The organism is Gemmatimonadota bacterium, from assembly GCA_016719105.1.
GTDB lineage: Bacteria > Gemmatimonadota > Gemmatimonadetes > Gemmatimonadales > Gemmatimonadaceae > SCN-70-22.
Map to the genome: position 1 here is coordinate 323,214 of JADKAQ010000004.1, position 23,824 is coordinate 347,037.

Here is a 23,824-nt window from a genome sequence, read left to right on the forward strand (position 1 = left end):
GCTCGAGGTCCCTCCAACGTGCGTCGCGTGCCGATGAAGGGAAAGGCGCCGGACGCTAGCGGCGCGGACGCTCGCGGACGTAGACGATGGCTACGACGTCACCCACGCTGCTGCGGATGCTGCTCTTGAGAGAGACGGCCTCGTACGCCGCCTGTCTCGCGATCGCCCGGACCGCGTCATCGATCGCCGATTGGTGGTCGGCCACGAGCGTGAGTTCCAGCCCCCGTGCCGCTCCACCCTGCACCCCGACGAGCTTGACGCCTGCGGGAAGGGCTTCCCACGCCGCACGCGTGGGATCGTGAGGATTGGCCGGGGAGTCGAACCACAGGTCGCCAATGCCTAACGTCATGACCCAGCCCCCGTCCGCCGCTCGGGAGATTCCAAGGACGCGCTCGCCGCGGAAGCGGTACGCCCGGCGCAAGGAGGCGATCAACGCCGCCATGGGCGTGGTCGAATGGCTGGCAATCTGCGCGCGATAGCCGGACCCATCGCGCTCGATCGTCTGCAGGCGTGCGCCTGACGGGAGCATCGGGCGCAGCGCATCGGCGATGGCTTCGGGCGGGGTGGAAGCCGCGGTCGGCGCGCGCGAGAGCGGTGGCGCCTCGAACGGCTCCGCCCATGGGCGCGGGCTCGGGCCATCCGAGGCCACCGCGGACGACCGCCAGCGTCCCCACGTGCGCGCGGTCCACGTGCCGAGTGGGATCCCCTTGCAGCCGTCGCCGCACCAGACCGTGAACTCCCGCGCCTCGCGGACCTTCGCCATCGCCACCAGGTCGCCCTTCCATCCCTTCCGCAGCAGGACCTCGCCGACGACGGTATCGGGGCGCGGGTTGTTGCGATCGGGGCCGGGGTCATGCACGACGCGATCGACGCGAAGCCAGCCGCCTTTGCACGTGTGGTGCTCGCCGCGGCGCAGTGTGTACGAACGGACGGGCGCGAGGTACAGCGTTTCGAGGTTGGCCCCGTACGCCGAGTCGGTCATGGTGGCGAAACCGCTCGACCAGCGCACCGATGGGGAGTGCATGCGCCGGTATTCGCGCTCGTAGTACGCGCCGCGCGCAAAGACGGCGTCGCGAAACGCGTCGCGCTGCCGCTGGCTGCGTGCCAGGGTCAGGACGAGCGAGTCGTCGCCTTGGCCGGCGATCGTCATCGTCTCCCAGGGGAAGCGTCGGTTGCCGCCGGTCACATAGCTGCCGAAGATGGTCTGCGACATCGGCGGGCGGGCGCCGCCGGCCATCGTGTATGTCCCCTCGAGGTTCGGGCAGCGCTGCGTGAGGGCGGCCATCGGCTCCCACCGCGCCTTGACCCAGTCGCCCGGATTGGGCGAGCAGGCGGCGACGAGCGGGACGGCCGCGAGTGCGAGGGCGAACGAACGGAACGTGGTGTCGTGCGGGGGAGTCGGCACGGTGAAACGAGCGGGGCAGGAGGGCCGGACGGGTCCCTCATTGGACGGTCCCGCCCCGCCATCCGCAACGCGGGTCGTAAGGGGGGCGCGCACGCCTCGGCGCCTCGCCTCCGCTCGGCGCACGGAAGTGTGCGGCGCGTTCCCCGTGTCCGGGACTGGGCGCGCTAGCGACCGAGGTCGCGCGCAGCCTCGAGGTCGAGCAGGACCACGGCGCGTTCCGTCAGTTGCAACAACTGGGCGACGGGCGTTGTGCCCGGCGTGTCGCCGAGGGCGGCTCGCATGGCGCCGGCCTTGGACGATCCGAGTGCGGCAACGACCACGCGGCGCGACGCGGCGACGAACGGCAGGGTGAGCGTGAGGCGAGCGGGGGGAGGCTTGGGCGCATCACGCACGGCGACCGCCAACCGGTCCGCCTCGCGCAGCGCGGGGTGGCCCGGGAAGAGCGAGCACACATGTCCGTCCTCACCGACCCCGACGATCGCCAGGTCGAGCCGGGGGGGCGACCCTAACGACGACGACAACTCTTCGTCGTATCGCCGGGCGGCGTCATCGAGCGACGGCGCGTCGCCGTGCATGCGGTGCAGGCGAACGCCGCTGACGACCAACGCACCCAGCCAGCCGGCGACCGAGGTCCCGTAGTTGGAGTCGGGGTGGGTCGGCGCGACGGCGCGTTCATCGCACCAGAAGACGTCGGTTGCTCCCCAGTCGATGTCGTCGGCGCGCAGCGCGGAGAGCAGCTGCGCGGCGACCGAGCCTCCGGGGATCGCAAGACTGACGCGTCGCCCCTCGGCCAACGCGCGCTGCGCCGCCTCCTGCACGAGATGGCGGAGTTGCTGCTGCAACGTGGCGAGCGGCGCCACGACCACCTCGCACTTCGTTGTCATTCGGCCGGCGGGCCCTCGTTCGGTTTCGCGCGCGCGTCTCTGGGATGGCATATTGCAGCCTGGGGAAGCTACCGCTCGAGCATCGGGCGGGCGACGCTTCCAACGCGGAGCAATGACCGACGTGGAGCGACGCATGGAAATCGGAATGGTCGGACTGGGGCGCATGGGGGCGAACATGGTGCGCCGACTGATGGCCGGGGGGCATCGGTGCGTCGTGCACGATCGCACCCCGGACGCCGTCGAGGCGCTGGCGCGCGAGGGAGCGACGGGGGCCACGGCCCTCGCCGACTTCGTTGCCGCGCTCTCGGCGCCCCGCGTCGTCTGGTTGATGGTGCCGGCGGGAGTGGTGGATGCGACGATCGAGGCCATTGCGCCGCTCCTCGCCCCGGGTGACACCCTCGTCGATGGTGGCAACTCCAACTTCCAGGACGATATCGCGCGTGCGGCGCGACTGCGGGAGCGGGGGCTGCACTACGTCGACTGCGGCGTGAGCGGCGGTGTGTGGGGACGTGAGCGCGGCTACTGCCTGATGATCGGTGGCGACGGGGAAGTCGTTAGGCGCCTCGATCCGATCTTCGCCACCCTCGCCCCGGGGGTCGGGGCGGCTCCGCCGACCCCGAAGCGCCCGGCAGATGAGGGGACGGCCCACGAGGGGTATCTCCATTGCGGCCCGCACGGCGCCGGCCACTTTGTGAAGATGGTGCACAATGCCATCGAGTACGGGATGATGGCCGCCTTCGCCGAAGGCTTCAATCTCCTCCAACACGCCGGGGCCGGTCGCGGGGTGCAGGAGCACGACGCCGAAACGACGCCGCTGCGGCATCCCGAGCACTATCAGTACGACTTCGACCTCGGCGAGATCGCCGAACTCTGGCGTCGAGGGAGCGTGATCACCTCCTGGCTCCTCGACCTTTCGGCGCAGGCGCTCGCCACCGACCAGTCGCTGGCGCAGTTCGCCGGGCGTGTGTCGGACTCGGGAGAGGGGCGCTGGACGCTCGCCGCGGCGAACGACCTGGCGGTCCCGGCGCATGTGCTGGCTTCCGCCCTCTTCTCCCGCTTCGCCTCGCGCGGCGAGGGCGATTTCGCCAATCGCATGCTCTCGGCGATGCGCTTCGCGTTCGGTGGCCACCTCGAGAAGGGGGCGACGTGAGCGCTCCGCGATCGGATGCGCTCGTCTTCTTTGGTGTCACCGGCGACCTCGCGTACAAGAAGATCTTCCCTGCGCTCCACGCGATGGCGCGGCGTGGGGCGCTCGACGTCCCGGTCATCGGCGTGGCGTCGTCGGACTGGACCGTGGAGCAGCTGCGCGCGCGCGCCCATGCCAGCATCACAGAGTTTGGGGGTGGGGTCGACGAACGCGCCTTTGCGATCCTGAGCGACCACCTGCGCTACGTGCGCGGCAATTATCGCGAGGGCGCGACCTACGCGGCGTTGCACGAGGCCCTTGGCGGAGCCGAGCACCCGCTGCACTACCTCGCGGTCCCGCCGTCGCTCTTCGGCGACGTCGTGGAGGGGTTGGGGGCCTCCGGGTGTGCGGGCGAGGCGCGCGTCGTGGTCGAGAAGCCGTTCGGGCGCGACCTCGCGTCGGCGCAGGCCCTGAATGCCACGCTGCACCGGCAGTTCGGCGAGTCGGCGGTCTTCCGCATCGACCACTACCTCGGAAAGGAAGCGGTGCAGAACATCCTGTACTTCCGCTTCGCCAACGCCTTCCTCGAGCCCATCTGGAATCGCCACCACGTGGAGAACATCCAGATCACGATGGCGGAGTCGTTCGGCGTCTCCGGGCGGGGGAAGTTCTATGAGGAGACCGGGGTCATTCGCGACGTGATCCAGAACCACCTGCTGCAGGTCGTTGGCTTCCTCACCATGGAGCCGCCGACGTCGGCGTACGCGGAGGCCATCCGCGACGAGCAGGCCAAGGTCCTGCGCTCGATCCCTCCGCTCGACCCGGGCCAGCTCGTCCTCGGCCAGTTCGATGGCTATCGACAGGAGGACGGCGTTGCCCCAGACTCGCGCGTCCCGACGTATGCCGCGATGCAGCTGCGCGTCGACTCGTGGCGATGGGCCGGTGTCCCGATCTTCGTGCGCGCCGGAAAGTCGCTGGCGCGTACCGCGACCGAGGTGGTCGTCGAGTTCCAGGCACCGCCGCGGGTCGTCTTCAAGGAGGCGCTCCCGGCCATGGGTAACTACGTGCGATTCCGGCTCGGTCCTCAGGTGTCGATTGCGTTGGGCGTCAGCGCGAAGAAGCCCGGGGAGGCGATGCGTGGCGAGCCCACCGAGCTGGCCCTCGTCCGCCCCAAGAGCGCCGACGAGATGGACGCGTACGAGCGACTCATCGGTGATGCGATGACGGGGGATGCGACGCTCTTTGCCCGGCAGGATGCGGTCGAGGCGGCGTGGGAGATCGTCGATCCTCTCATCAACACGCATGTCGAACCCGAGAATTACCAACCCGGCACCTGGGGGCCCGCGAGCGCCGCGCGCCTCACCGGCGCCATCGGAGGATGGAACGACCCGCAATGACCGACCGTCAACGCCGGAGCACCGCCAGATGAAAATCCTCGTCGTCGACGTGGGCGGCACGAACATCAAGGTCGCCGGGTCGTGGCGCCTCACCCCGGTCAAGATCCCATCGGGGCCGACCCTTACCGCCAGCCGCATGGTGAAGGCGGTGCAGGCGCTCACCGCCGAATGGGAGTACGACGTCATCTCCATCGGCCTCCCCGGGCCGGTCCGCGATGGGCGGTCGCTAAAGGAGCCGCACAACCTTGGTGGCGGCTGGCGGCGCATGGATTTCGGGCGTGCCTTCGGAAAGCCCGTTCGCATCGCCAACGACGCCGCCATGCAGGCGCTCGGCAGTTTCGAGGGAGGGCGTATGCTCTTCCTCGGACTCGGCACCGGGCTGGGGAGCGCCATCGTCGACGAGGGGCGACTCGAACCGCTGGAGTTGGCGCACCTCCCCTATCGTCGCAACAAGACCTACGAGGACTACCTGGGGACGCGCGGACTCAGGGCCTACGGGCGCAAGCGCTGGAGTCGCCACGTGGACGTCGTGACGGCGCTGCTTCGCGAGGCGCTGCTCTGCGACTACGTCGTCCTGGGCGGCGGCAACGTGAGCAAGCTGCGGCGGCTCCCTGCCCACACACGACGAGGTGGCAACACGCGGGCGGTGGAAGGGGGGCTCCGGCTCTGGGCGGCGGGCGACCATCCGATCGCCAAACGCCTCCCGGGGCGTTAGGCGTCGCGGGATTTCGTTAGGTTTCGCCAATGTTCGGCGGGCGAGGCCGCGTGGGGTGCCCGCCCCCCCGGCGCCCGCCGTCTCCCCGCGACCGAGCAGACTGGGGTCCGAACCATCGTAACCCGTGACTGGGCACGACCGTACGGCGTCCGGGATTAGTAGGTATCTTGTCGCCTGCGCCACCATGCGCGGCGCGGTCCGTCCCACACGGGAGAGGAGATGTCTCGGCACGATTCGGTTCGTACGCGTCTGGAAGCGGGCGAGCGGCAGCGCCTCGACGACCTGCTCACCAAGTCGAGTCGTACATTCGCGCTGACGATCCCGCTCCTCCCCGAGCCCACGCGGCTCGAGGTGACGCTCGCGTATCTCCTCTTCCGGGTCGCCGACACGCTGGAGGACGCCACCCGCTGGTCCACCCCCCGCAAGCTGGCGGAGCTCGATGCCTTTGCGGCGCTGGTGGACTCGCGCGATCCGATGCAGGCCTCCTCGCTCGCCCTGCAGTGGGGGGCCGAGCCGCCGCTCGATGAGCCCGGGTACCTGGAATTGCTGGGTGAGTTGCCCTTCGTGATGCGGGCGACGCGCACGCTCGCCCCTGATTCATGGGCCATCATCGCGCGTCATGCGGTACGGACGACGCGCGGGATGGCGACGTTCGTCTCGCGCGAGACGGACGGGCCGGTGCACCTGCGCGATCTCGCCGACCTGCGCGCGTACTGCTACACGGTGGCCGGGATCGTCGGCGAGATGCTCACGGAGCTCTTCCTCCTCGGGCGCAAGCAGCTGACGGCGATTGCCGGGGAGCTGCGCGCCGACGCCTCGGCCTTTGGCGAGGGGTTGCAGCTGGTGAACATCCTGAAAGACGCCGACGCCGATGCGGCCGAGGGGCGTCGCTTCCTCCCGAGTGGTGCCGATCGCGCCGGGATCTTCCAGCTCGCCTTCGATGGGCTGGACGCGGCGTCCCGCTACTGCGCCCGCCTCGAGGCGGCTGGCGCCGAGCGCGGACTGCTGGCGTCGACCGCGCTGCCAATCGTCCTTGCCCGCGCCACGCTCGAGCGGGTGCAACGCCTGGGCCCCGGCGCCAAGCTGGGGCGTGCGCAGGTGGCGGCACTCGTCGCGCGCCTGCAGGGGGCGATTGCCATCGGCCGGTTGGGCGAGTTCGTCACCGAGGGGCAGACGGTTCGCTCGTAGCGGGGGGCGGTGCGTCGGCGGGGTAGTCGTTAGGCACCGCCGATGCACCGGTCGATGACGAGCCTCCTGACGAGCCCTACGCCGGGCGTCCGCGCAGCGCGTCGATCGATGCCGCCAACTCGCCGGTATCTCGCACGCGGCAGAAGAGCGCGCGCCCGTCGCGGCGTCGCAGGTACAGTCCCGGGGTCCGGAGCCCGAGGGTGAGCGGCAGGCAGCGCCACAGCCGTCCCCCCAGCCAGACCTCGGCGAACGATGCCCGCCGGCACTCGAGGATGTCGGATGTGGGAAAGACCACGGAGCGGTAGCTGAGATACTTGACGCGCACCTGGTCTTCGAAGACGAGGACCTTGCGCGGGATGTGCGCCCCGATGGCGACCACCACCGCGATGCTCAGCGCCAGGAGCACGACGTACATCCCCCATTGCAGGAGTGCACCGGGCAGTGGGAAGACGACTGCCTCGAGAAACGGGCGGGCGGCGGCGGCGAGGAAACGGGCGACCACCGCCGCGGTTCCCCCAACGATTAACAGCGAAACGGCGACGAGGGGGGCGTCGATGCGAATGCGCGCGACGTAGCGCAGCCGGCGCATCTCGGCGGGGCGCAGCATCATCCGACGCAGGAGAGCGACGACCCCCCAGGCCAACAGCGCGGCCATGGCGACCAGGACCAGCGGTGACAGAGCGAGCGGTCGAAACAGGCGCACGTTGTCGCCGCCGGTGGGGAACCGCTCGCGCAGCACCGCCGCCAGCTGCGCTGGCGTGACCTGCTCGTACAGCGCGACCATGTCGGGCATCGTCCCCCCGCTCCCGGTCGCGAAGAAGAACGAGGCGGCGGCGTCGCTCATCGCGCGGGCACCGGTCGCCCCCAATCGGAATCGTTGCGCGATGGCGTCACGATCGGCCACGAAGGCGCTGTCGGCCTCCGCTCCAGCCCGGAGGCGCGTGACTTCCTCGTCGATCAAGACGCGTACGGCATCGAGGCGCGCGCCATCCGTCGCCGCGTAGAGCGTGACGACCGCCGCATCGCCCAGCATCGCCAGCTGCACGGACGGATGATACACGAGCTTGTCGGCCCCGTAGCGCAGGCGATCGTTCAGTCGCTTGTCGAGGAACTCGCGGAGGAACATGACGAGCACGCGGTCCCGAGACGACAGCGCGGCTCCGCGCAGCTGGCGCAGGTACCGCGCCTCCCGCTGCGGAGTCCAGATGGTGACGTCGCGAGGCTGTACCTGCACGACGCCGCGTGGCAGCGTCGCTGCCGGTCGCGCCGGCAGCCGGCCGAAGCGCTCGCTCACTGCGGTCCATGCTGAATCCGTCGACATCCCCCCGGCGATCACCAGCGTCATGTTCGAGGGGACATAGAAGCGCTGCATGAAGTCCCGCACGTCGTCGGGCGTCGTGCGATTGAGGCTGCGGTACGGATAGAAGTCGCGATCGGCCACCGTCTCCAGCCCGAAATCGCGCATCCAGCTGCTGGCTCTGCGCAGGGATGGCGGATCGAGATAGAGGGCACGAATCCAGTCCACCGCGCGTCGCGGCGTGGCACCCATCTCGAGCAGGATCGGCGGTCGTTGCTGGTCGAGCAGCGCCTGGGAGATGGGACGTTCCTCGACGAGGCGGGCCATCCAGGCGATGGCCGCCGGGGCGTGCTGTGCAGGGATCGTGACCCGGAAGAGCGTGCGGTCGGCCGAGGTGTTGGCGGAGATCTTGCCGCCCAGCGACTCGACCTGCTGGTTGAGCGCCCGTTCGGAAAGCCCGGGGCGGTCGCCAAAGACGAGGTGCTCCGCAAAGTGCGCGAGTTCCTCACGGCCGGCCGGATCGAGCGAGGAGCCCCCGCCGACGATGAGGGTCACGTCGACGCTCGGCTCGTCCACGAAGCGCTTGAGCCAGACCTTGAGCCCGTTGGGGAGGGTCCTCGTCTCGATGCCGGCGAAGGCGTCCCCGCCCTGCGCGTCGAGGGGGGCGCAGGGGAGGGCGACTCCCAGGAGCAGGGAGGCAGACCAGCGGATGGCACGTCGCCACTGCGCCGCAGGCGGACGGAGGGTGTGGAACATCCGCGCGATGCGGCCCATCGGTCCCTCCGGCCCGGGCGTGCCGTTGGGGCGCCGGGGGCGGAGGGCGTGGTGTCGCGGAGGGGGCGGGAGGTGAATCGGCGGGGTGCGCACGTCGGCGAAGCTCGCCCGTCCGGCATCGCAGGTCAAGGTGAGCGTGGTGATCTCGTTAGGTGGCCGTCGATCCCCTCTCGTGCCGTCCGGCCCACCGGGTCCGGCGGCGGGACGGGCGATGCCGGCGAGCGCGCGAGGTGTGCGGGTGAGGCGTGCGGGTGAGGCGGACGGGAGAGGCACGCGGGCGAGGCCCGTGGGATCAGGTCCTGGTGGCGAGACTGGTGCGCGAGGCGTGTGTGCAGCTGACGGCGGCAAAACGGGGTGCGCGGGTGATGCGCATCACATTGCGCGGCTCGCAGCGGCGAGTTGGGGAACGACACCTCGCAGGCGCGCGCTGCGGTGAGTATCGTTGGCGCAGCCGTCGCCCCGACGCGACGCGTCGGAGACCACCCGTCAGAGGATCACCACATGGATCGGCGCACCGACCCCGAAACGTCACCCGAGATGTTGCATGGAGTTGGTCCTTCCGGGATGCCGTGGCTGCGCCGGGCGCCGGCGTGGCCGGGCGTATCGGTGCCGAGGTGAACGTGTCGCGACATCCGGCGTCGTATCGGGACCCGAGCGGGCACGTGTACATGCAGGACGGACGGGTCTTTCGCACCGTGCTCCCCGCGGGAGTGGCCGACTACGAGTTCGTGCGCGACAGCGGGCTGGCCCGGCGCCTCACCGAGCGCGGCTGGCTGATCGCGGCGACCGAGGTTCCCCGCGATACCGTCCCTGTGGATGGCACGCCGCACGCCTACGTGCTCGAGCACCCGCGTCTCGCGGTCCAGTCGTATCCGTATGAGTGGTCGTTTCCGGCGCTCAAGGATGCCGCGTTGCTGCAGCTGGACATCCAGCTCGAGGCGCTGGCGGCCGGCGTGATGTTGAGCGATGCATCGGCCTACAACGTCATGTTCGATGGTCCCACGCCGGTCTTCATCGACTATCTCTCGTTCCGGCGCTACCGCGAGGGCGAATTCTGGGCGGGGCACCGCCAGTTCTGCGAGCAGTACCTCAATCCGTTGCTCCTGACGGCGTATGCCGGCGTCCCCTTCCAGCCCTGGTACCGCGGCGCCATGGAGGGGATTCCGCCGGCCCTGCTGGCCAACGTCCTCCCTGTCAGGCGCAAATGGTCGTGGCGCGTGATGACGCACGTGATCCTGCAGGCCTCGATGGAGCGGCCCAATGCCAACGACAAGGCGGCCGCGGCGTCGAAGCTGCAGCTCCCGCTGGCGAGCCTGCGAAGCATGCTCGGCTCCCTGCGCAGCTGGATCGCCGAACTCCAGCCGTCACCCAACCGCCCGAGCATCTGGTCGGGCTATGCCTCGGACAACTCGTACACCACGCCGGAGGCGACGCTCAAGCGCGCGTTCGTGGAGCGCTTTGCAGCGGCGGAGCGCCCCAAGGTCCTGCTCGATATTGGGTGCAACACCGGCGACTACAGCGCGGTGGCGCTGCGGGCGGGTGCAGGCGCCGCGGTGGGGTGGGAGTCCGACGCCGGCGCGCTCGACGCTGCCTACCTGCGGGCCCGCAAGGACGGGCTTCGCTTCCTCCCGCTCTGGGGCGACGCGGTCAACCCCAGCCCGGGACAGGGGTGGGCCGGGAGCGAGCGCCAGAGCCTTCCCGCGCGCATGGAGGTGGACGCGGTGCTGGGATTGGCGCTCATCCACCACATGGCCATCGCCCGGAACGTTCCGCTTCCCGCTGTCCTGCACTGGTTGATCGATCGCGCGCCTGCGGGCATCATCGAGTTTGTGCCGAAGTCCGATCCGATGGTGCAGCAGCTGCTGCGGCTGCGCGCCGACATCTTCGACGACTACGCCGAAGAACGGTTCCTGCACGTCCTGCAAGAGCGCGGCGAGATCGTGGAGAGCTGCCGACTGCCTACCTCCGGTCGCCTGTTGGCCTGGTACCGCCGTCACTAGGCCGTCATCAGACAGGCCTCGGGCTGGAAAAGGGCCGTCGCCACGCTTCGGTCGCTCGTCCGCTGCTCGTCGGCGTCAGGTCGTGCGGTGGGGCGGACTCATCGGCAGCCGGGGGCGCCAGAATCCGGCGCCCGTGGCTCGCCGAGTCCGGCGGTCGCCAGCACCGCGTTCGTCTGGCAGGTGCAACATGGTCTGCACCTGACGGTGCGGGCGAGGCGCGCAGCTGACGGCCCCATCCGCTGGGCTCACGCACGGGATGGCGTGGCCGAACGACGAGCTGAGCCGTGCGCTGCGCGACAAGTGCCGCTGTGCAGGAGTGGTACTGGTCGAGGTCGCTACGTGTATGTGATCTGCGTGCTGGCACAACGGCCCCAGTGGTGACATGTTCCCGGTCCGCGTCGTGACGTGTTCGTGACCATGGTGTGGCACAACAGGGGTGGCGAGATGTATCTGGACCAGAACTCGGGTAGCATCCTCGTGCAGGCGATCGTTGGCGGCGCCGTCGGGATTGGCGCGATCGTGAAGCTGTATTGGTTCAAGCTGCGCACGTTTGGGCGTCGCGCGGAGGACTCGTCGCGCCAGGATTGAACGGCGTGCGACGAGCGACCGATGTAGCCCGGCCTCCTGAGCGCCGGCGCGGTGCCAAGCGCTTGCGGCTGACGGGCCGCATGTGCCGGCCACGGCACGGCCTCGCACCGGAGTGAGCGCGGGCCCGGCCGCACGAGTCGCCGCTACTGGGATGGCGGCGTCGGCACTCGCGCTGGTTGTTCCGTTCTGGAACTACCTGCACTTTCATCGATACAGCCCGATAGGGTCGGATGCGCTGGCCGTCGCTGGTGCGTTGGCGCTCGCTGGCGCACTGATTGGCGCGGTGGTCGTGCGGACGCACGCCGCCGTCGCCCGTGCCCTTCTCACGGCGAGCCTGCTCTTCGTCAGCGCCGACCTGTTCGCCGACATCGGTGGGTACCATCTGGTCGTGTTTGGCGTCCTCCTGGTCGCGACGTGGCTGTTGCGCGTGCACGTGCACGGAATCGTCCTGACGGTCCTGCTCGCCGTGTTGCTCACCACCGTTGTCGCTGGCGGACGCGAGGCCCCGGCGGTGCAGCCGGCTACGGGCCAGCCGCGCCGCGGCCCACGGCCGCCGCTGTTGCACCTGATCGCCGACGAACACATCGGCGTCGAGGGAATCCCGACCAACATCCCCGGTGGTGTCGAGGCCAAGGCGGCGTTGATCGCCTTCTATGTGGAGCACGGCTTCCGACTCTTCACGCGTGCCTACTCGCCGTATCACCTGACGGCGGATGCGATTCCGAATGCGCTCAACTTCGCGCAGCGCGATACCGGAGGGGTGTGGTTAGGCCCCGGCACGGTCCACTTCCCCGCGCCGCTTGCTGAGAACGCCTATTTCGATCGCTTGTCGGCCGTTGGCTTCGATGTGCGGTCGTACCAGCCGGGCTTCATCGACTACTGCGGCACTAAGGGGGCGGCGCCGGTCGCCTGCTTCATGGTCCCGGCGAACTCGGTGGGGAACCTCCCGGCGCTGTCGCTGGCGTGGCCGGTGCGAACGCGCCTGCTCGTGCAACACTGGCTGGCGAACAATTCGTCGCTCTACGCCCTCGCCAATGCGTTCTACGACGAACGACTGCGTCCCGCGCTCATCGCGCGCCACCTGCCGGCGCCGGACTGGGCCCGCACGACGTATCCCCTGGGCCCGGCCGGAGCGCTGCGGATCCTGCAGACAATCGCGCGCGACATCGACACGCTCCCCGACGTGCGCGGGACGGCGTTCTTTGGACACGTGCTCCTGCCACACGCGCCCTACATGCTGGATGCCGACTGCCTCGTCACGCCGATGCTCTTCGACCAGCCGTCGCAACGCGAGCTCCGGCAGCTGCAGGTCTCGGCGCAGCGCCGTGCGCTGTACCAGCGCTACTGGCCGCAGCTGCGATGCCTCACCGCGCGCGTGGGGGCGCTCGTCGGACAGCTCGAGGCTCGGGGCGCGCGCGATGCGGTGGTCATCGTGCATGGTGACCACGGTGCACGCATCGGTGCACCGATCCCTCCGGTCGGGCAGGCCTTCACGCGCGAGGACTTCGATGACTTCTACTCGACGCTGTTCGCCGTGCGCGCCCCTGGAATCGTGCCGGGACTCGATAGCAGCGTCGTGTCGATCGGCGAGCTCCTCGCGGGGCTGGCCGCGAGCGAGTTCTCCCAAGTGAAGGTCGAGTCCGATCCCGCTCCGTTCGTCTTTCGCACGGGCGATGAAGACTCCCCTCGCCGAGTCCGTGCCCCCATCCCGCCGCGGTGATGGGAGAGGTGGTGTGACGTGCATCGCATCTCACGTGTTGTCGGTGCCGTGTGGTCGGGCGGAGGTTGGGGCACTTTCGCCTCCCCCCTTGCGCGACTCGGCCATTCGCCAAAGATTGGCTGCACCATGCTGCACGCGCCCAAGACCCCGCTCTTTACCTTTACGTGGTATTTCGGCTTCCGGGAAACCGGGGGGCGGAGATCACGCGCGTGACCAGGCGGTAACGGTCCGACACCAGCGTCGATTCTGCGGCCCCCGAAAGCTCGGGGGCCTTTTTCTTGTTCGTGATCCACACGGTCGTCCTTCGTCGAGGAATCCATGTCCGACACACCGCTTGTCGCCCGGTCGCACCAGCGCGATCACGCGTCCACCGAGGTCCCGGTCGGGCTCGTTCACCCAGACGCCCGAGACGTGACGATCGGCGGCGGCGCCTTTGTCGTGGCGGCGGGACCATGCTCGGTGGAGGACGGACCGATGATCCTCGAATCGGCGCGTGCGGTGGCTGCGAGCGGGGCCCGCCTGCTGCGCGGTGGCGCGTTCAAGCCGCGCACGTCACCGTATGCCTTTCAGGGGCTGGGGACCGAGGGACTCGAGCTGCTTGCGACGGCGCGCGCCGCGACCGGGCTCCCCGTGGTGACCGAGGTGCTCGACGTGCGACAGGTCGAACTGGTCGCGCGCTACGCCGACGTCCTGCAGATTGGTGCACGGAACATGTACAACACACCACTCCTTGCGGCTGTCGGAGAACTCGGGCTTCCGGTGCTGCTCAAGCGCTCCTTCGCCGCCACGATTCGCGAGCTCATCTCGGCGGCCGAGTACATCGCGGTGCGCGGCCACACGCGCATCATCCTGTGCGAGCGCGGGATTCGCACCTTCGAGTCGTCGACGCGCAGCACGCTCGACGTGGCGGCGATCCCGGTGCTCAAGCGGGAGACACACCTCCCGGTGCTCGTCGATCCGAGTCATGCCGCTGGGCGCGCCGATCTCGTTGCGCCGCTGGCCTGCGCGGCGCTCGCGGCCGGGGCCGATGGGTTGATCGTCGAGGTGCACCCAAACCCTGCGAGCGCGCGGTCCGACGCCGACCAGTCGCTGTCCTTCGCGCAATTCGACGCGATGATGCAGCAGCTGGCGACGATCGCAACGGCGCTGCAGCGTCCGATCGTGCCATTGCACGACGAGGCACGCGTCCTTCCGATCGGTGCGCCCCCCCGGCGCACGCGCGCGATTCGCGCGGGGAGCCTCGGATGACGGCGGCGCGATGGCGAGCGGACGCGGACGACCTCAAGGAACGGCTTCGTCCCACGGGCGGAGAGCAAGCGGTGGTCGCCTTTCAGGGAGAGCGGGGGGCGTACGGACACCTGGCGATCGATCAACTCTGGGGTGGGCGTGCCTGGGTGCTGCCGTGCTGGAGCTTTGGCGACGTCATCGCGGCGGTGGAGCGGGGGAGCGCTGGCTATGCCGTCCTCCCCGTGCATAACGAGATCATCGGGGCGATCCCCGGCGTACGCGAGGCGATCGAGGAGGCCGGGCTGGAGCAGGTCGGCGAGGTGCGGCAGGCTGTCCGGCATTGCCTGCTCGGGAGTCCCGGGAGCACGCTCGTCGACATTTCCGCCGTCTACTCCCACCCGGCCGCACTCGCCCAGTGCCGCGCCTTTCTCTCCCGCCACCCGGCGATGGTCCCGCGCGAGGCGTACGACACGGCGGGGGCCGCTCGCGACGTGGCGGCGCGCGGCCGGCGTCACGAGGCCGCGATCGCCTCGGAAGGGTGCGCCGAGCGATACGGGTTGCAGCTGCTGGCCCGCGACGTCGGCGACCGCGACGACAACGCGACGACCTTCGCGATCCTGCGGCGCGGGAGCTAGCATGCCGATCCGCGCCATCAAGGGGGCGACAACGGTCTCGGTCGACTCGGCGCGCGAGATCTGCGTCGCCACCGCCGAACTGCTGCACGCCATGCTGTCGGAGAACGCGCTCCGTGTCGAGCACGTCGTGAGCCTGATGCTGACGGCGACGCCGGATCTTCGCAGCGAGTTTCCTGCCCGTGGTGCGCGCGATGCGGGGTGGGGTGAGGTGCCGATGCTCTGTGCCCAGGAGATCGACGTCCCTGGGGCACTGCCGCGCTGCATCCGGGTGCTGGCACACGTGGAGCTGACGGCGGGACATTCGGTACGTCACGTGTACCTACGCGACGCGCGCGGGCTCCGCCCCGACCTGTCGGCGTCCAGCGGGTGAAGGGAGCCCCGGATGTTCTGCCTCCCGCGGGGGTCGGTCAGCGCATGCGTTGCACGCGCTGGGCGATTTCGGCTCCCACCTCGGCGGTGCTGTGGGCACGCAGGCCGGGGAGGGTGATGTCCGGGGTACGCCAGCCATCCTCGAGCGCGGAGTCGACGGCCTGTTCTACCGCCAGGGCCTCGTCGTGAAGTTCCAGCGAGGTGCGGAGCATCATGGCGACGCTCAGGATCGTCCCGACCGGGTTGGCCTTCCCCTGGCCGGCGATGTCGGGGGCCGAGCCGTGAATGGGCTCGTACAGCCCGACGCGTCGCCGCCCTCCCGTGCGTGGATGGCCTAACGACGCACTGGGCAGGAGCCCGATCGATCCGGCGATCACCGCGGCCTCGTCGGTGAGGATGTCGCCGAAGAGGTTCTCGGTGACGATCACGTCGAAGCGCGTCGGGTTCATCATGAGGTGCATGGCGCAGGCATCGACGAGCATGACGTCGTACGTGACATCGGGGAACTCGTCGCGCATCACACCCTCCGCGACGGAACGCCAGAGTCGGGACGTCTCCAGCACGTTTGCCTTGTCGACCGACGTGACCTTGTGCCGCCGGGTGCGCGCGAGCTCGCCGGCCGTGCGCACCACGCGTTCGACTTCTGCGGCGGTGTAGGTGCAGTCGTCGCTGGCCACCTCGCCCCCATCCTTCCCGGTGAACCGCCGCTTCTTTCCGAAGTACAGTCCGCCGGTCAGTTCGCGCACGACCACGAGGTCGACGCCCGCGAGCCGCTCCGGGCGCAACGGCGAGAAGTCGCGTGCAACGCCAGAGACGCGCACCGGGCGGATGTTCGCATAGGTCCCCATGATCCGCCGCAACGCCAGAAGCCCGCGCTCCGGGCGCTCGGCGAGCGAGGGGTCGTCCCATTTCGGGCCGCCGACGGCGCCTAACAGCACCGCGTGGGCGCGGTGCGTGAGGTTGGCCGTGGCGACGGGGAGCGAATGCCCCGTGGTCTCGATCGCGGCGCCGCCGATGAGTCCGTACTCGATGTCGAACCGGTGTCCGAATCGGTCGCCGACCGCGGCGAGGACGCGAAGTGCCTCGTCGATGACCTCGGGACCGACCCCGTCACCGGGGAGCGTGGCAATGTGGGCGTGCACGACGGAGGGGTGAGGACTGGTTAGGCGATCGTGGAAATGGCGGCCGGATGCGACTGTTCGTACCGAGCGATCTCGTCGTCGGCGCCGAGCAGGAAGCCCAGCTGGTCGATCCCTTCCAGCAGGCAATGGCGGGCGAACGGGGCCAGGGCGAAGCCCCACGCGTCTTGGCCGACGAGCAGTCGCTGCGACGCGACGTCCACGACTGCAACGACGTCGGGGTGCAGGGCAAGGTGTTCGACGATTGCGGCGTGCGCTTCCCGGTCGAGTTGCACCGGGACGATCCCGTTCTTGAGCGCGTTGTTGCGAAAAATGTCGGCGAACGATGGGGCGACAACGGCCTGGAAGCCGAAATCGGCGAGCGCCCATGGGGCGTGCTCTCGTGAGGAGCCGCAGCCAAAGTTGCGCCCGCCCACGAGGATGCGACGCTCGCTCGCCCCGGGGGCGTTGAGGATGAAGTCGCTCCGTGGCGTTCCGTCGGCGGTGTAGCGCCAGTCGGCGAAGAGGTGCGTCCCGAGTCCACGTCGTTCAGTCGTCTTGAGGAAGCGGGCGGGGATGATCTGGTCGGTGTCGATGTCGTCGGTGGCCAGGAGGACCGCGCGACTCTCGATACGAGTGAGTGGGGGCATCGTCAGGCGAGGGATCGGACGTCGGCGACGGCACCGCGGATGGCGCTGGCGGCGGCGGTGAGCGGCGAGGCAAGCAGGGTTCGCCCTCCCTTGCCCTGTCGCCCCTCGAAGTTGCGATTGCTGGTGCTCACGGCATACTGGCCAGGTGCAATCTGGTCGCCGTTCATGGCGATGCACATCGAGCAGCCGCTCTCGCGCCACTCGGCCCCCGCGTCGCGGAAGACGTGGTGCAACCCCTCCGCCTCGGCCTGCCACTTGATGGCCTGCGAACCGGGGACGACCAGCATGCGCACGTGCGGGGCGATGCGGCGCCCGGCAAGGACCCCGGCGGCAGCCCGCAGGTCGCCCAGGCGCGAGTTGGTGCAGCTGCCGATGAAGACCACGTCGATGCGCTGGCCGGCGATCGGCTGTCCGGGCTCGAGCCCCATGTAGCGCAGCGACTGTTGCAGCTGCGCACGATCGGTGGGATCGGTGACGGCCGCGAGTTCGGGGACATGTCCAGTGACCGGGATCGTCATCCCCGGGTTGGTCCCGTACGAGACCATGGGCGTGAGGGACTCGGCGTCGAGGACAATCGTGCGGTCGTAGGACGCGCCCTCGTCGGAGCGATACGACGTCCAGCGTTCCACCGCTGCTTGCCAAGCGGCGCCGGTGGGGGAATGCGGGCGGCCGGCGAGCCACGAGAAGGTGGTCTCGTCAGGCGCCACGAGACCGGCGCGCGCCCCGGCCTCGATCGACATGTTGCAGACCGTCATGCGCCCCTCCATGTCGAGGGCGCGGATGGTCGATCCGGTGTACTCGATGACGTGTCCCGCGCCGCCAGCCACGCCAATGCGGGCAATAACGGCGAGGATGATGTCCTTGGCGGTCACGCCGGGGCCGAGTCGCCCGTCGACGCGGACCTCCATCGTCCGGGGGCGCGACTGGAGGAGACACTGCGTGGCCAGGACGTCGGCGACTTCGGACGTCCCGATGCCGAAGGCCAGCGCCCCAAAGGCGCCGTGCGTGCTCGTGTGCGAGTCGCCACAGACGATCGTCATCCCCGGCTGCGTGAGTCCCTGCTCGGGGCCGATGACGTGCACGATGCCGCGCGCCGGGTGGTCGAGGTCGAAGAGTGGGATGCCGTAGTCCCGGCAGTTGCGCTGCAGGGTGTCGAGCTGCGCGGCCGCCTGCGGATCGGCGACGGTGAGCGTCCGCGTCCCCGCAGAGAGGGCGGTCGGCGTGGAGTGGTCCATCGTGGCGATGGTCCGTCCCGGGCGGCGTACCCGGAGCCCGCGCGACCGCAGCTCGCTGAAGGCCTGCGCCGAGGTCACCTCGTGGACGAGGTGGAGGTCGACGTAAAGGACCGCGGGGGTGTCCGGCGTCTCCGGCCGGACCAGGTGCGCGTCCCAGATCTTCTCCAGCATCGTGCGCGGGGGGCGCCCCGCGGCATTGCTGCTGACGGAGACGGGCGATGCCGGCGTCGTGGCGCCGCGGCTCATGTGGGGCTCGCGGCGGACAGCGCTGCCACCCCCTGCGCCGAGGTGTGGAGCGCGCTGCTATCGCCCCCGCGGCCCCGCAGGAGCGAGTTGAGGGCACTCACGTAGGCCTCGGCCGTAGCCACGAGGATGTCGGTGTGGACCGCGAAGCCGGTGAAGCGCACCCCGCGCGGCGCGTCGTCCTGCGGATGTTCGTGGGTGATCGTCTCGTGGGTCGGGCGCAGTCGCACCGTCACGCCACCGATTGCGTTGATTCCTTCCGTGATCGCATCGACCGAGAACTCGACCAGCTCGGCCACGTCACCCACGACCTGGTTGATGGCGGCACAGACCGCGTCGACCGGGCCGTCGCCCTGTGCCGCGGCGACGAGCGGGACGCCATCGGGGCCGCTCAGCCGTACCGTCGCCGTCGGAATGGCGTGCGTGCCTGACGAGACCTGCACCAGCTCCAACCGATAGATCGAGAGCGGGCGCATCGTCTCGCCGGCCACGATCGCCTCGATGTCGCGGTCGTCGACGATCTTCTTCTTGTCGGCGACGTCCTTGAAGCGATTGAAGACGTTCGTGAACTCGTCTTCCGTCAGGAAGTGGCCGTTGCCCTCGAGGTGCCTGCGGAGCGCGTGACGCCCGGAGTGCTTGCCGAGCACCAGGCGACATCCCTCGAGCCCGACAAGGTCGGCGCTCATGATCTCATACGTGAGGCGGTTCTTGAGGATCCCGTCCTGGTGGATCCCGGCCTCGTGTGCGAAGGCATTCGCGCCGACGATCGCCTTGTTGGGTGGCGTGCGGACACCGGTACACTGCGACACGAGCCGCGACGCGCGCCCGATCTCGTGCGTGGACACGCGACTCTCCACGCCGAAGAAGGCGCGGCGTGTGTGCAACGCCATCACGATCTCCTCGAGCGCCGCGTTGCCCGCGCGCTCGCCGATCCCGTTGATGGTGCATTCGACCTGGCGCGCCCCCGCGCGTACGCCGGCGAGCGAGTTGGCGACGGCGAGTCCCAGGTCGTCGTGGCAGTGTGTGGAGATGGTGACGCGGGCGGCCCCGGGCACCCTCGCGCGGATGTTCCCGATGATCGCGGAGTATTCCTCGGGGGTGATGTAGCCGACGGTATCAGGAATGTTCAGCGTGGTCGCCCCCGCTTCGATCGCGGCGGCCAGGACCTCATGCAGGAAGACTGGGTCTGAGCGACAGGCGTCCTCGGGGGAGAACTCGACGTCGTCACAGCGCGCCCTGGCGACGGCGACCATCGCGTACGCCGTCTCCACCACCTGCGCGCGCGTCATGCGCAGCTTGTACTCCAGGTGGATATCGGAGGTGGCGATGAAGGTGTGGATGCGTCGGTGGGCCGCGGGGGCGATGGCGCTGGCGCACCGGTCGATGTCGGCCTCATTGGCGCGGGCGAGCCCGCAGATCATCGGGGCGCGCTCTCCCTGGCCGATCTCCCCGGCGATCGCATTGACCGCATCCCAGTCGCCGCGCGAGGCGGCCGGGAAGCCGGCCTCGATGATGTCGACCCCCATGCGCTGCAGCTGGCGGGCAATCTGCAGCTTCTCCTCCCGCGTCATCGTGCACCCGGGGGCCTGCTCGCCGTCGCGCAGCGTCGTGTCGAAGATTCGTACGTACTCCCCCGCGGCCGGCGCCGCGGGGGAGGAAATCGCTCCCTCGCGCTCGATGCTCATGCGCCCCCCTGGCCAGGTCGTACCTCCTTGGGCTGCAGGAAGGGCATCATGCGCCGAAGGTCGCGCCCCACCTGCTCGATCGGATGGTCGATGTCCTTCTTTCGCGCGCAGTCGAAGTTGGTGCGTCCGGTCTCGTTCTCGGCGATCCAGTTCCGCGCGAACGTGCCGTCCTGGATGTTGGTGAGCAGCGTTCGCATGGTCGCGCGCGTCTCGTCGGTGATGATCTGCGGCCCCGCGACGTAGTCACCGTATTCCGCCGTGTCGCTGACGGAGTGGCGCATGTAGTTGAGGCCCCCCTGGTACATCAGGTCGACGATGAGCTTGAGCTCGTGCAGGCACTCGAAGTACGCGAGCTCGGGCTTGTAGCCCGCTTCGGTCAGCGTCTCGAACCCCGCCTTGACCAGCGCCGAGACACCGCCGCAGAGCACGGCCTGCTCGCCGAAGAGGTCAGTCTCCGTCTCTTCGCGGAACGTCGTCTCGAGGACGCCGGCGCGCGTGCACCCGATCCCGCGCGCGTAGGCGAGGGCGTCGGCCTTGGCGTGGCCGGTGGCGTCCTGGTGCACCGCGAAGAGCGCCGGGACTCCTGCTCCCGATTGGTAGAGCTCGCGCACGCGATGTCCCGGAGACTTGGGGGCCACCATGCTCACATCGACATCGGCCGGTGGTTGGATCGCACCGAAGTGGATGTTGAAGCCGTGGGCGAACATGAGCGTCTTGCCTGCGGTCAGGTGGGGCGCGATATGCTCGGCGTAGATCGCCTTCTGCAGGTGATCAGGGACGAGGACCATGATCACGTCCGCTTCCCGGGCCGCGTCGGCGATGCTGGTGACCCGCAGCCCCGCCGCTTCGGCCTTGGCGCGACTGGCCGACGACGCCGGGAGCCCCACGCGCACGTCGAGCCCGGAGTCGCGGAGGTTGAGGGCGTGGGCGTGCCCCTGCGAGCCGAAGCCGATGATGGCGATGCGGCGCGACGAGAGCTGGTCGAGGGAGGCGTCGGCGTCGTAGTAGAGTCGGGTCATGTTGGCGAAGACAGGAAGGTGCGAGCGAAGCGAGCACCCCAGCGAACGCTGGGATCCAGTGCGGTAAGGAAAGCCAAGTTCAGCATCGAGCAGTCCGACCAAGGGTTCGCGAGGGCACAGCCTACGTCTTTCACCCGCGCATTCCCACGTTCTTCGTCCGATCTACGCCGCTTCCTCGTCGGCGAAGCCGTCGGCCTGCGCCTGGAAGGAGTCCGCGGCCGTCGAGGCTGACGCGGCGCTGGCGTTAGGCGAGGGGCGGGCGCCGCGCGCGGGGGTGGTCATCGACATGGCGATGCGGCCCGAGCGGGTGATCTCCTCGATCCCGAAGCGCTGCACGCGCTCGAGGAAGGCGCTGATCGTGGCGGGGGCGTCCATGATGGCCAGGACCATCGCCGACGGCGAGGCATCGACGACGCGGGCGTCGAACTCGCGGGCGAGGCCGAGGATCTCGGCCAGGCGGCTCCCCGGCGGCCCGACACGCACGAGGCACATCTCCTGGGCGACGGCGCGGTCGAACGTGACGTCCTGCACCGAGACGATGTCCACCAGGCGTTGCAGCTGCTGGACGACCTGTGTGACGTCGTCGCGGTTGACCACGACGGTCATGCGCGAGAGCCCCGGGACCTCGGTGGAGGCGACGGCCAGCGAGTCGATGTTGAAGCCGCGGCGGCGGAAGAGGGAGACGGCGCGGTTGAGGACTCCGGGGCGGTCCTGCATGACGGCGATCAACGTGTGCTGCACGGGAAACTCCTGGTGGGAAGACGAGAAGACGAGAAGACGGGAAGACGAGAAGACGGGAAGACGAGAAGACGAGAAGACGAGTGACCGCACCTAGGCGGCGGGTTGGTCGGTGATCATCTCACCGATGGACTTGCCTTGCGGGACCATCGGGAAGACGTTGACCTCGCGTTCGACGCGGAAGTCGATGACGACCACGTCCGGCGTGGCGTAGGCGGCGTCGATCGCGTCGTCGACCTGGCCGGCGTGCGTGACGGTGAGCCCCATCGCGCCGTAGGCCTCGGCGAGTTTGGCGAAGTCGGGGCCGGAGAGCGGGGTGCCGGAGTAGCGGCGCTGCTCGAACAGCTCCTGCCACTGGCGCACCATCCCGAGGTAGCCGTTGTTGACCACGGCGATCTTGATGTTGGTGATCCCTTCCTGCCGAATGGTGGCGATCTCCTGGTTGGTCATCTGGAAGCCGCCGTCGCCGACCACCACCCAGATCGTCTCGTCGGGGGCGGCGATCGCCGCGCCTAACGCGGCGGGCACGGCGAAGCCCATCGTGCCGGCGCCGCCGGAGGTGATGAGCGTGCGCGGGCGGCGCCAGTCGAGGAGCTGCGCGGTCCACATCTGGTGCTGGCCGACGTCGGTCACCACGCGGTAGGGGCCGCGCGCGTGCAGCGCCGCATTCAGGCCGTCAAAGACGTCGTGCGGCATCAGCGCGCTCGTATCCGGCCGGCGCATGTACGCCTGACGCGGCTGGTGCGTGGCCTGCATCTCGCGAATGTGGGCCACCCAGGCGTCGTGCCGGCGTTCGGGGATGAGGCGCGTCATCGCCTCCAGCACGCGCCGCGCATCGCCGACGATGCCGACCGTCACCGGGATGAGCTTCCCGATCTCGGATGGGTCGATGTCGATGTGGATGACGCGCGCGCGCGGTGCGAAGGTCGAGGCCTTCCCGGTCACGCGGTCGTCGAAGCGTCCGCCCACGTTCACCAGCACGTCGCACTCCTGGATCGCGCGGTTCGCGTGCACCCAGCCGTGCATCCCCGGCATCCCTAACGCGAGCGGGTGATCCTCGGGGAAGGCGCCCAGCCCGTGCAGCGTGGTCACCACCGGTGTCCCGGTACGCTCGGCCAGCGCCAGGAGCGCTCCGTGGGCGCCCGACATGATCACGCCGTTGCCGGCCATGATCAGCGGGCGCTGGGCGTTGGTCAGGAGGCGCGCGGCCTGCGCGATGCTGCGCGATTCCCCGTCGGCGCGCGGCGCGTAGCCTGGGAGCTCCATCTCCGGTTCCCAGTCGGGAATGACGCGCGCCTGCTGCGCATCCTTGGTCACGTCGATCACGACCGGCCCCCGTCGCCCGCTGGAGGCCAGGTAGAAGGCCTCGCGAAAGACACGCGGGAGCTCGGCGGCGTCGGTGACGAGGTACGAGTGCTTGGTGATCGGGATCGTGATCCCGGTGAAGTCGGTTTCCTGGAAGGCGTCGGTGCCTAACAAGTGGCTCCCCACCTGGCCGGTGAGGATCACCATCGGCGTGGAGTCCATGAAGGCGTCGGCGATCGGGGTCACCAGGTTGGTGGCCCCGGGGCCCGAGGTGGCGACGCAGACGCCGACGCGCCCGCTGGCCCGGGCGTAGCCTTCGGCGGCGTGTCCGGCTCCCTGCTCGTGGCGGCAGAGCACGTGGCGCAGCCGGTCCCGGTACTCCCACATGGCGTGGTAGAACGGCATGATGGCGCCACCCGGGATCCCGAACATGACCTCGACCCCTTCGCGGACGAGCGCCTCGCACATGATCTGGGCCCCGGTGCGTGACGCGGGGTCGTGCGGCG

The 23,824-nt window shown here is 69.6% G+C and carries 20 protein-coding genes; 10 read left to right on the forward strand and 10 right to left on the reverse strand.

Going from position 1 to position 23,824, the window contains the following annotated elements:
* Positions 1–55: 55 nt before the first annotated feature.
* A complete protein-coding gene (locus IPN47_09470) occupies positions 56–1,405 on the reverse strand; it encodes a hypothetical protein (GenBank protein MBK9408264.1) in 1,350 nt (449 codons plus the stop codon).
* A 164-nt stretch (positions 1,406–1,569) separates the two neighbouring features.
* A complete protein-coding gene (pgl, locus tag IPN47_09475) occupies positions 1,570–2,289 on the reverse strand; it encodes a 6-phosphogluconolactonase (protein MBK9408265.1) in 720 nt (239 codons plus the stop codon).
* 133 nt (positions 2,290–2,422) lie between these two features.
* On the opposite strand from pgl, the gene gnd reads away from it, so the two are divergent.
* The 4 genes from gnd to IPN47_09495 all read left to right on the forward strand — a co-directional run bounded on the left by gnd (position 2,423) and on the right by IPN47_09495 (position 6,715).
* Positions 2,423–3,439, forward strand: a complete 1,017-nt coding sequence (gene gnd / locus IPN47_09480; protein ID MBK9408266.1) for a decarboxylating 6-phosphogluconate dehydrogenase — start codon at positions 2,423–2,425, stop codon at positions 3,437–3,439.
* Positions 3,436–4,812 carry a glucose-6-phosphate dehydrogenase gene (gene zwf / locus IPN47_09485; protein ID MBK9408267.1) on the forward strand — a complete coding sequence of 459 codons (1,377 nt, stop codon included), beginning with the start codon at positions 3,436–3,438 and terminating at the stop codon, positions 4,810–4,812. The genes gnd and zwf overlap by 4 nt, the downstream gene beginning before the upstream one ends.
* A 28-nt stretch (positions 4,813–4,840) precedes the next feature.
* Positions 4,841–5,527 carry an ROK family protein gene (locus tag IPN47_09490; GenBank protein ID MBK9408268.1) on the forward strand — a complete coding sequence of 229 codons (687 nt, stop codon included), beginning with the start codon at positions 4,841–4,843 and terminating at the stop codon, positions 5,525–5,527.
* Between the two features lie 219 nt (positions 5,528–5,746).
* Positions 5,747–6,715: a squalene/phytoene synthase family protein gene (locus IPN47_09495; protein ID MBK9408269.1), complete on the forward strand. Its 969-nt coding sequence runs from the start codon at positions 5,747–5,749 to the stop codon at positions 6,713–6,715.
* Positions 6,716–6,791: 76 nt separating this feature from the next.
* Here the strand turns inward: IPN47_09495 and IPN47_09500 are convergent, their stop codons facing one another.
* On the reverse strand, positions 6,792–8,768 hold the full coding sequence (locus IPN47_09500; GenBank protein ID MBK9408270.1) for an insulinase family protein: 1,977 nt from the start codon (positions 8,766–8,768) through the stop codon (positions 6,792–6,794).
* Positions 8,769–9,355: 587 nt separating this feature from the next.
* Here IPN47_09500 and IPN47_09505 point away from each other — a divergent pair.
* The 6 genes from IPN47_09505 to aroH all read left to right on the forward strand — a co-directional run bounded on the left by IPN47_09505 (position 9,356) and on the right by aroH (position 15,326).
* The gene (locus IPN47_09505; GenBank protein MBK9408271.1) at positions 9,356–10,786 is read left to right on the forward strand and encodes a class I SAM-dependent methyltransferase; all 1,431 of its coding nucleotides are present in this window, start codon (positions 9,356–9,358) and stop codon (positions 10,784–10,786) included.
* 417 nt (positions 10,787–11,203) lie between these two features.
* Positions 11,204–11,374, forward strand: coding sequence for a hypothetical protein (locus IPN47_09510; GenBank protein MBK9408272.1), 171 nt, complete (start codon positions 11,204–11,206; stop codon positions 11,372–11,374).
* Between the two features lie 151 nt (positions 11,375–11,525).
* Positions 11,526–13,094 (forward strand): hypothetical protein, encoded by a 1,569-nt coding sequence (locus IPN47_09515; protein ID MBK9408273.1) that lies wholly within the window; start codon positions 11,526–11,528, stop codon positions 13,092–13,094.
* Between the two features lie 318 nt (positions 13,095–13,412).
* Entirely contained in the window at positions 13,413–14,342 is a 930-nt protein-coding gene (gene aroF / locus IPN47_09520) for a 3-deoxy-7-phosphoheptulonate synthase (GenBank protein ID MBK9408274.1), read from the forward strand.
* Complete coding sequence (locus IPN47_09525; GenBank protein ID MBK9408275.1) at positions 14,339–14,956, forward strand: hypothetical protein; 618 nt, start codon at positions 14,339–14,341, stop codon at positions 14,954–14,956. Before aroF ends, IPN47_09525 begins: the two co-directional genes overlap by 4 nt.
* A gap of 1 nt (position 14,957) precedes the next feature.
* Entirely contained in the window at positions 14,958–15,326 is a 369-nt protein-coding gene (aroH, locus tag IPN47_09530; protein ID MBK9408276.1) for a chorismate mutase, read from the forward strand.
* Positions 15,327–15,363: 37 nt separating this feature from the next.
* Here the strand turns inward: aroH and leuB are convergent, their stop codons facing one another.
* From leuB to ilvB, 7 genes are all read right to left on the reverse strand, one after another.
* Positions 15,364–16,467, reverse strand: coding sequence for a 3-isopropylmalate dehydrogenase (gene leuB, locus IPN47_09535; GenBank protein MBK9408277.1), 1,104 nt, complete (start codon positions 16,465–16,467; stop codon positions 15,364–15,366).
* Between the two features lie 20 nt (positions 16,468–16,487).
* Positions 16,488–17,093 carry a 3-isopropylmalate dehydratase small subunit gene (gene leuD, locus IPN47_09540; protein ID MBK9408278.1) on the reverse strand — a complete coding sequence of 202 codons (606 nt, stop codon included), beginning with the start codon at positions 17,091–17,093 and terminating at the stop codon, positions 16,488–16,490.
* Between the two features lie 2 nt (positions 17,094–17,095).
* A complete protein-coding gene (gene leuC, locus IPN47_09545) occupies positions 17,096–18,574 on the reverse strand; it encodes a 3-isopropylmalate dehydratase large subunit (protein MBK9408279.1) in 1,479 nt (492 codons plus the stop codon).
* Positions 18,571–20,256, reverse strand: coding sequence for a 2-isopropylmalate synthase (locus IPN47_09550; protein MBK9408280.1), 1,686 nt, complete (start codon positions 20,254–20,256; stop codon positions 18,571–18,573). Before IPN47_09550 ends, leuC begins: the two co-directional genes overlap by 4 nt.
* A complete protein-coding gene (gene ilvC / locus IPN47_09555) occupies positions 20,253–21,275 on the reverse strand; it encodes a ketol-acid reductoisomerase (GenBank protein MBK9408281.1) in 1,023 nt (340 codons plus the stop codon). The genes IPN47_09550 and ilvC overlap by 4 nt, the downstream gene beginning before the upstream one ends.
* Before the next feature lie 162 nt (positions 21,276–21,437).
* Positions 21,438–22,016: an acetolactate synthase small subunit gene (gene ilvN / locus IPN47_09560; protein ID MBK9408282.1), complete on the reverse strand. Its 579-nt coding sequence runs from the start codon at positions 22,014–22,016 to the stop codon at positions 21,438–21,440.
* Positions 22,017–22,106: 90 nt separating this feature from the next.
* Positions 22,107–23,786 (reverse strand): biosynthetic-type acetolactate synthase large subunit, encoded by a 1,680-nt coding sequence (gene ilvB, locus IPN47_09565; GenBank protein MBK9408283.1) that lies wholly within the window; start codon positions 23,784–23,786, stop codon positions 22,107–22,109.
* Between the last annotated feature and the right edge of the window lie 38 nt (positions 23,787–23,824).

What these genes read in the sequence shown, in the direction of transcription:
- pgl (MBK9408265.1), bottom strand. Translation starts at nt 2,289, where the DNA reads ATGACAACGAAGTGCGAGGTGGTCGTGGCGCCGCTCGCCACGTTGCAG.
- gnd (MBK9408266.1), top strand. Translation starts at nt 2,423, where the DNA reads ATGGAAATCGGAATGGTCGGACTGGGGCGCATGGGGGCGAACATGGTG.
- IPN47_09490 (MBK9408268.1), top strand. Translation starts at nt 4,841, where the DNA reads ATGAAAATCCTCGTCGTCGACGTGGGCGGCACGAACATCAAGGTCGCC.
- IPN47_09495 (MBK9408269.1), top strand. Translation starts at nt 5,747, where the DNA reads ATGTCTCGGCACGATTCGGTTCGTACGCGTCTGGAAGCGGGCGAGCGG.
- IPN47_09500 (MBK9408270.1), bottom strand. Translation starts at nt 8,768, where the DNA reads ATGTTCCACACCCTCCGTCCGCCTGCGGCGCAGTGGCGACGTGCCATC.
- IPN47_09510 (MBK9408272.1), top strand. Translation starts at nt 11,204, where the DNA reads ATGGTGTGGCACAACAGGGGTGGCGAGATGTATCTGGACCAGAACTCG.
- IPN47_09515 (MBK9408273.1), top strand. Translation starts at nt 11,526, where the DNA reads ATGGCGGCGTCGGCACTCGCGCTGGTTGTTCCGTTCTGGAACTACCTG.
- aroF (MBK9408274.1), top strand. Translation starts at nt 13,413, where the DNA reads ATGTCCGACACACCGCTTGTCGCCCGGTCGCACCAGCGCGATCACGCG.
- IPN47_09525 (MBK9408275.1), top strand. Translation starts at nt 14,339, where the DNA reads ATGACGGCGGCGCGATGGCGAGCGGACGCGGACGACCTCAAGGAACGG.
- aroH (MBK9408276.1), top strand. Translation starts at nt 14,958, where the DNA reads ATGCCGATCCGCGCCATCAAGGGGGCGACAACGGTCTCGGTCGACTCG.
- leuD (MBK9408278.1), bottom strand. Translation starts at nt 17,093, where the DNA reads ATGCCCCCACTCACTCGTATCGAGAGTCGCGCGGTCCTCCTGGCCACC.
- leuC (MBK9408279.1), bottom strand. Translation starts at nt 18,574, where the DNA reads ATGAGCCGCGGCGCCACGACGCCGGCATCGCCCGTCTCCGTCAGCAGC.
- IPN47_09550 (MBK9408280.1), bottom strand. Translation starts at nt 20,256, where the DNA reads ATGAGCATCGAGCGCGAGGGAGCGATTTCCTCCCCCGCGGCGCCGGCC.
- ilvC (MBK9408281.1), bottom strand. Translation starts at nt 21,275, where the DNA reads ATGACCCGACTCTACTACGACGCCGACGCCTCCCTCGACCAGCTCTCG.
- ilvB (MBK9408283.1), bottom strand. Translation starts at nt 23,786, where the DNA reads ATGTGCGAGGCGCTCGTCCGCGAAGGGGTCGAGGTCATGTTCGGGATC.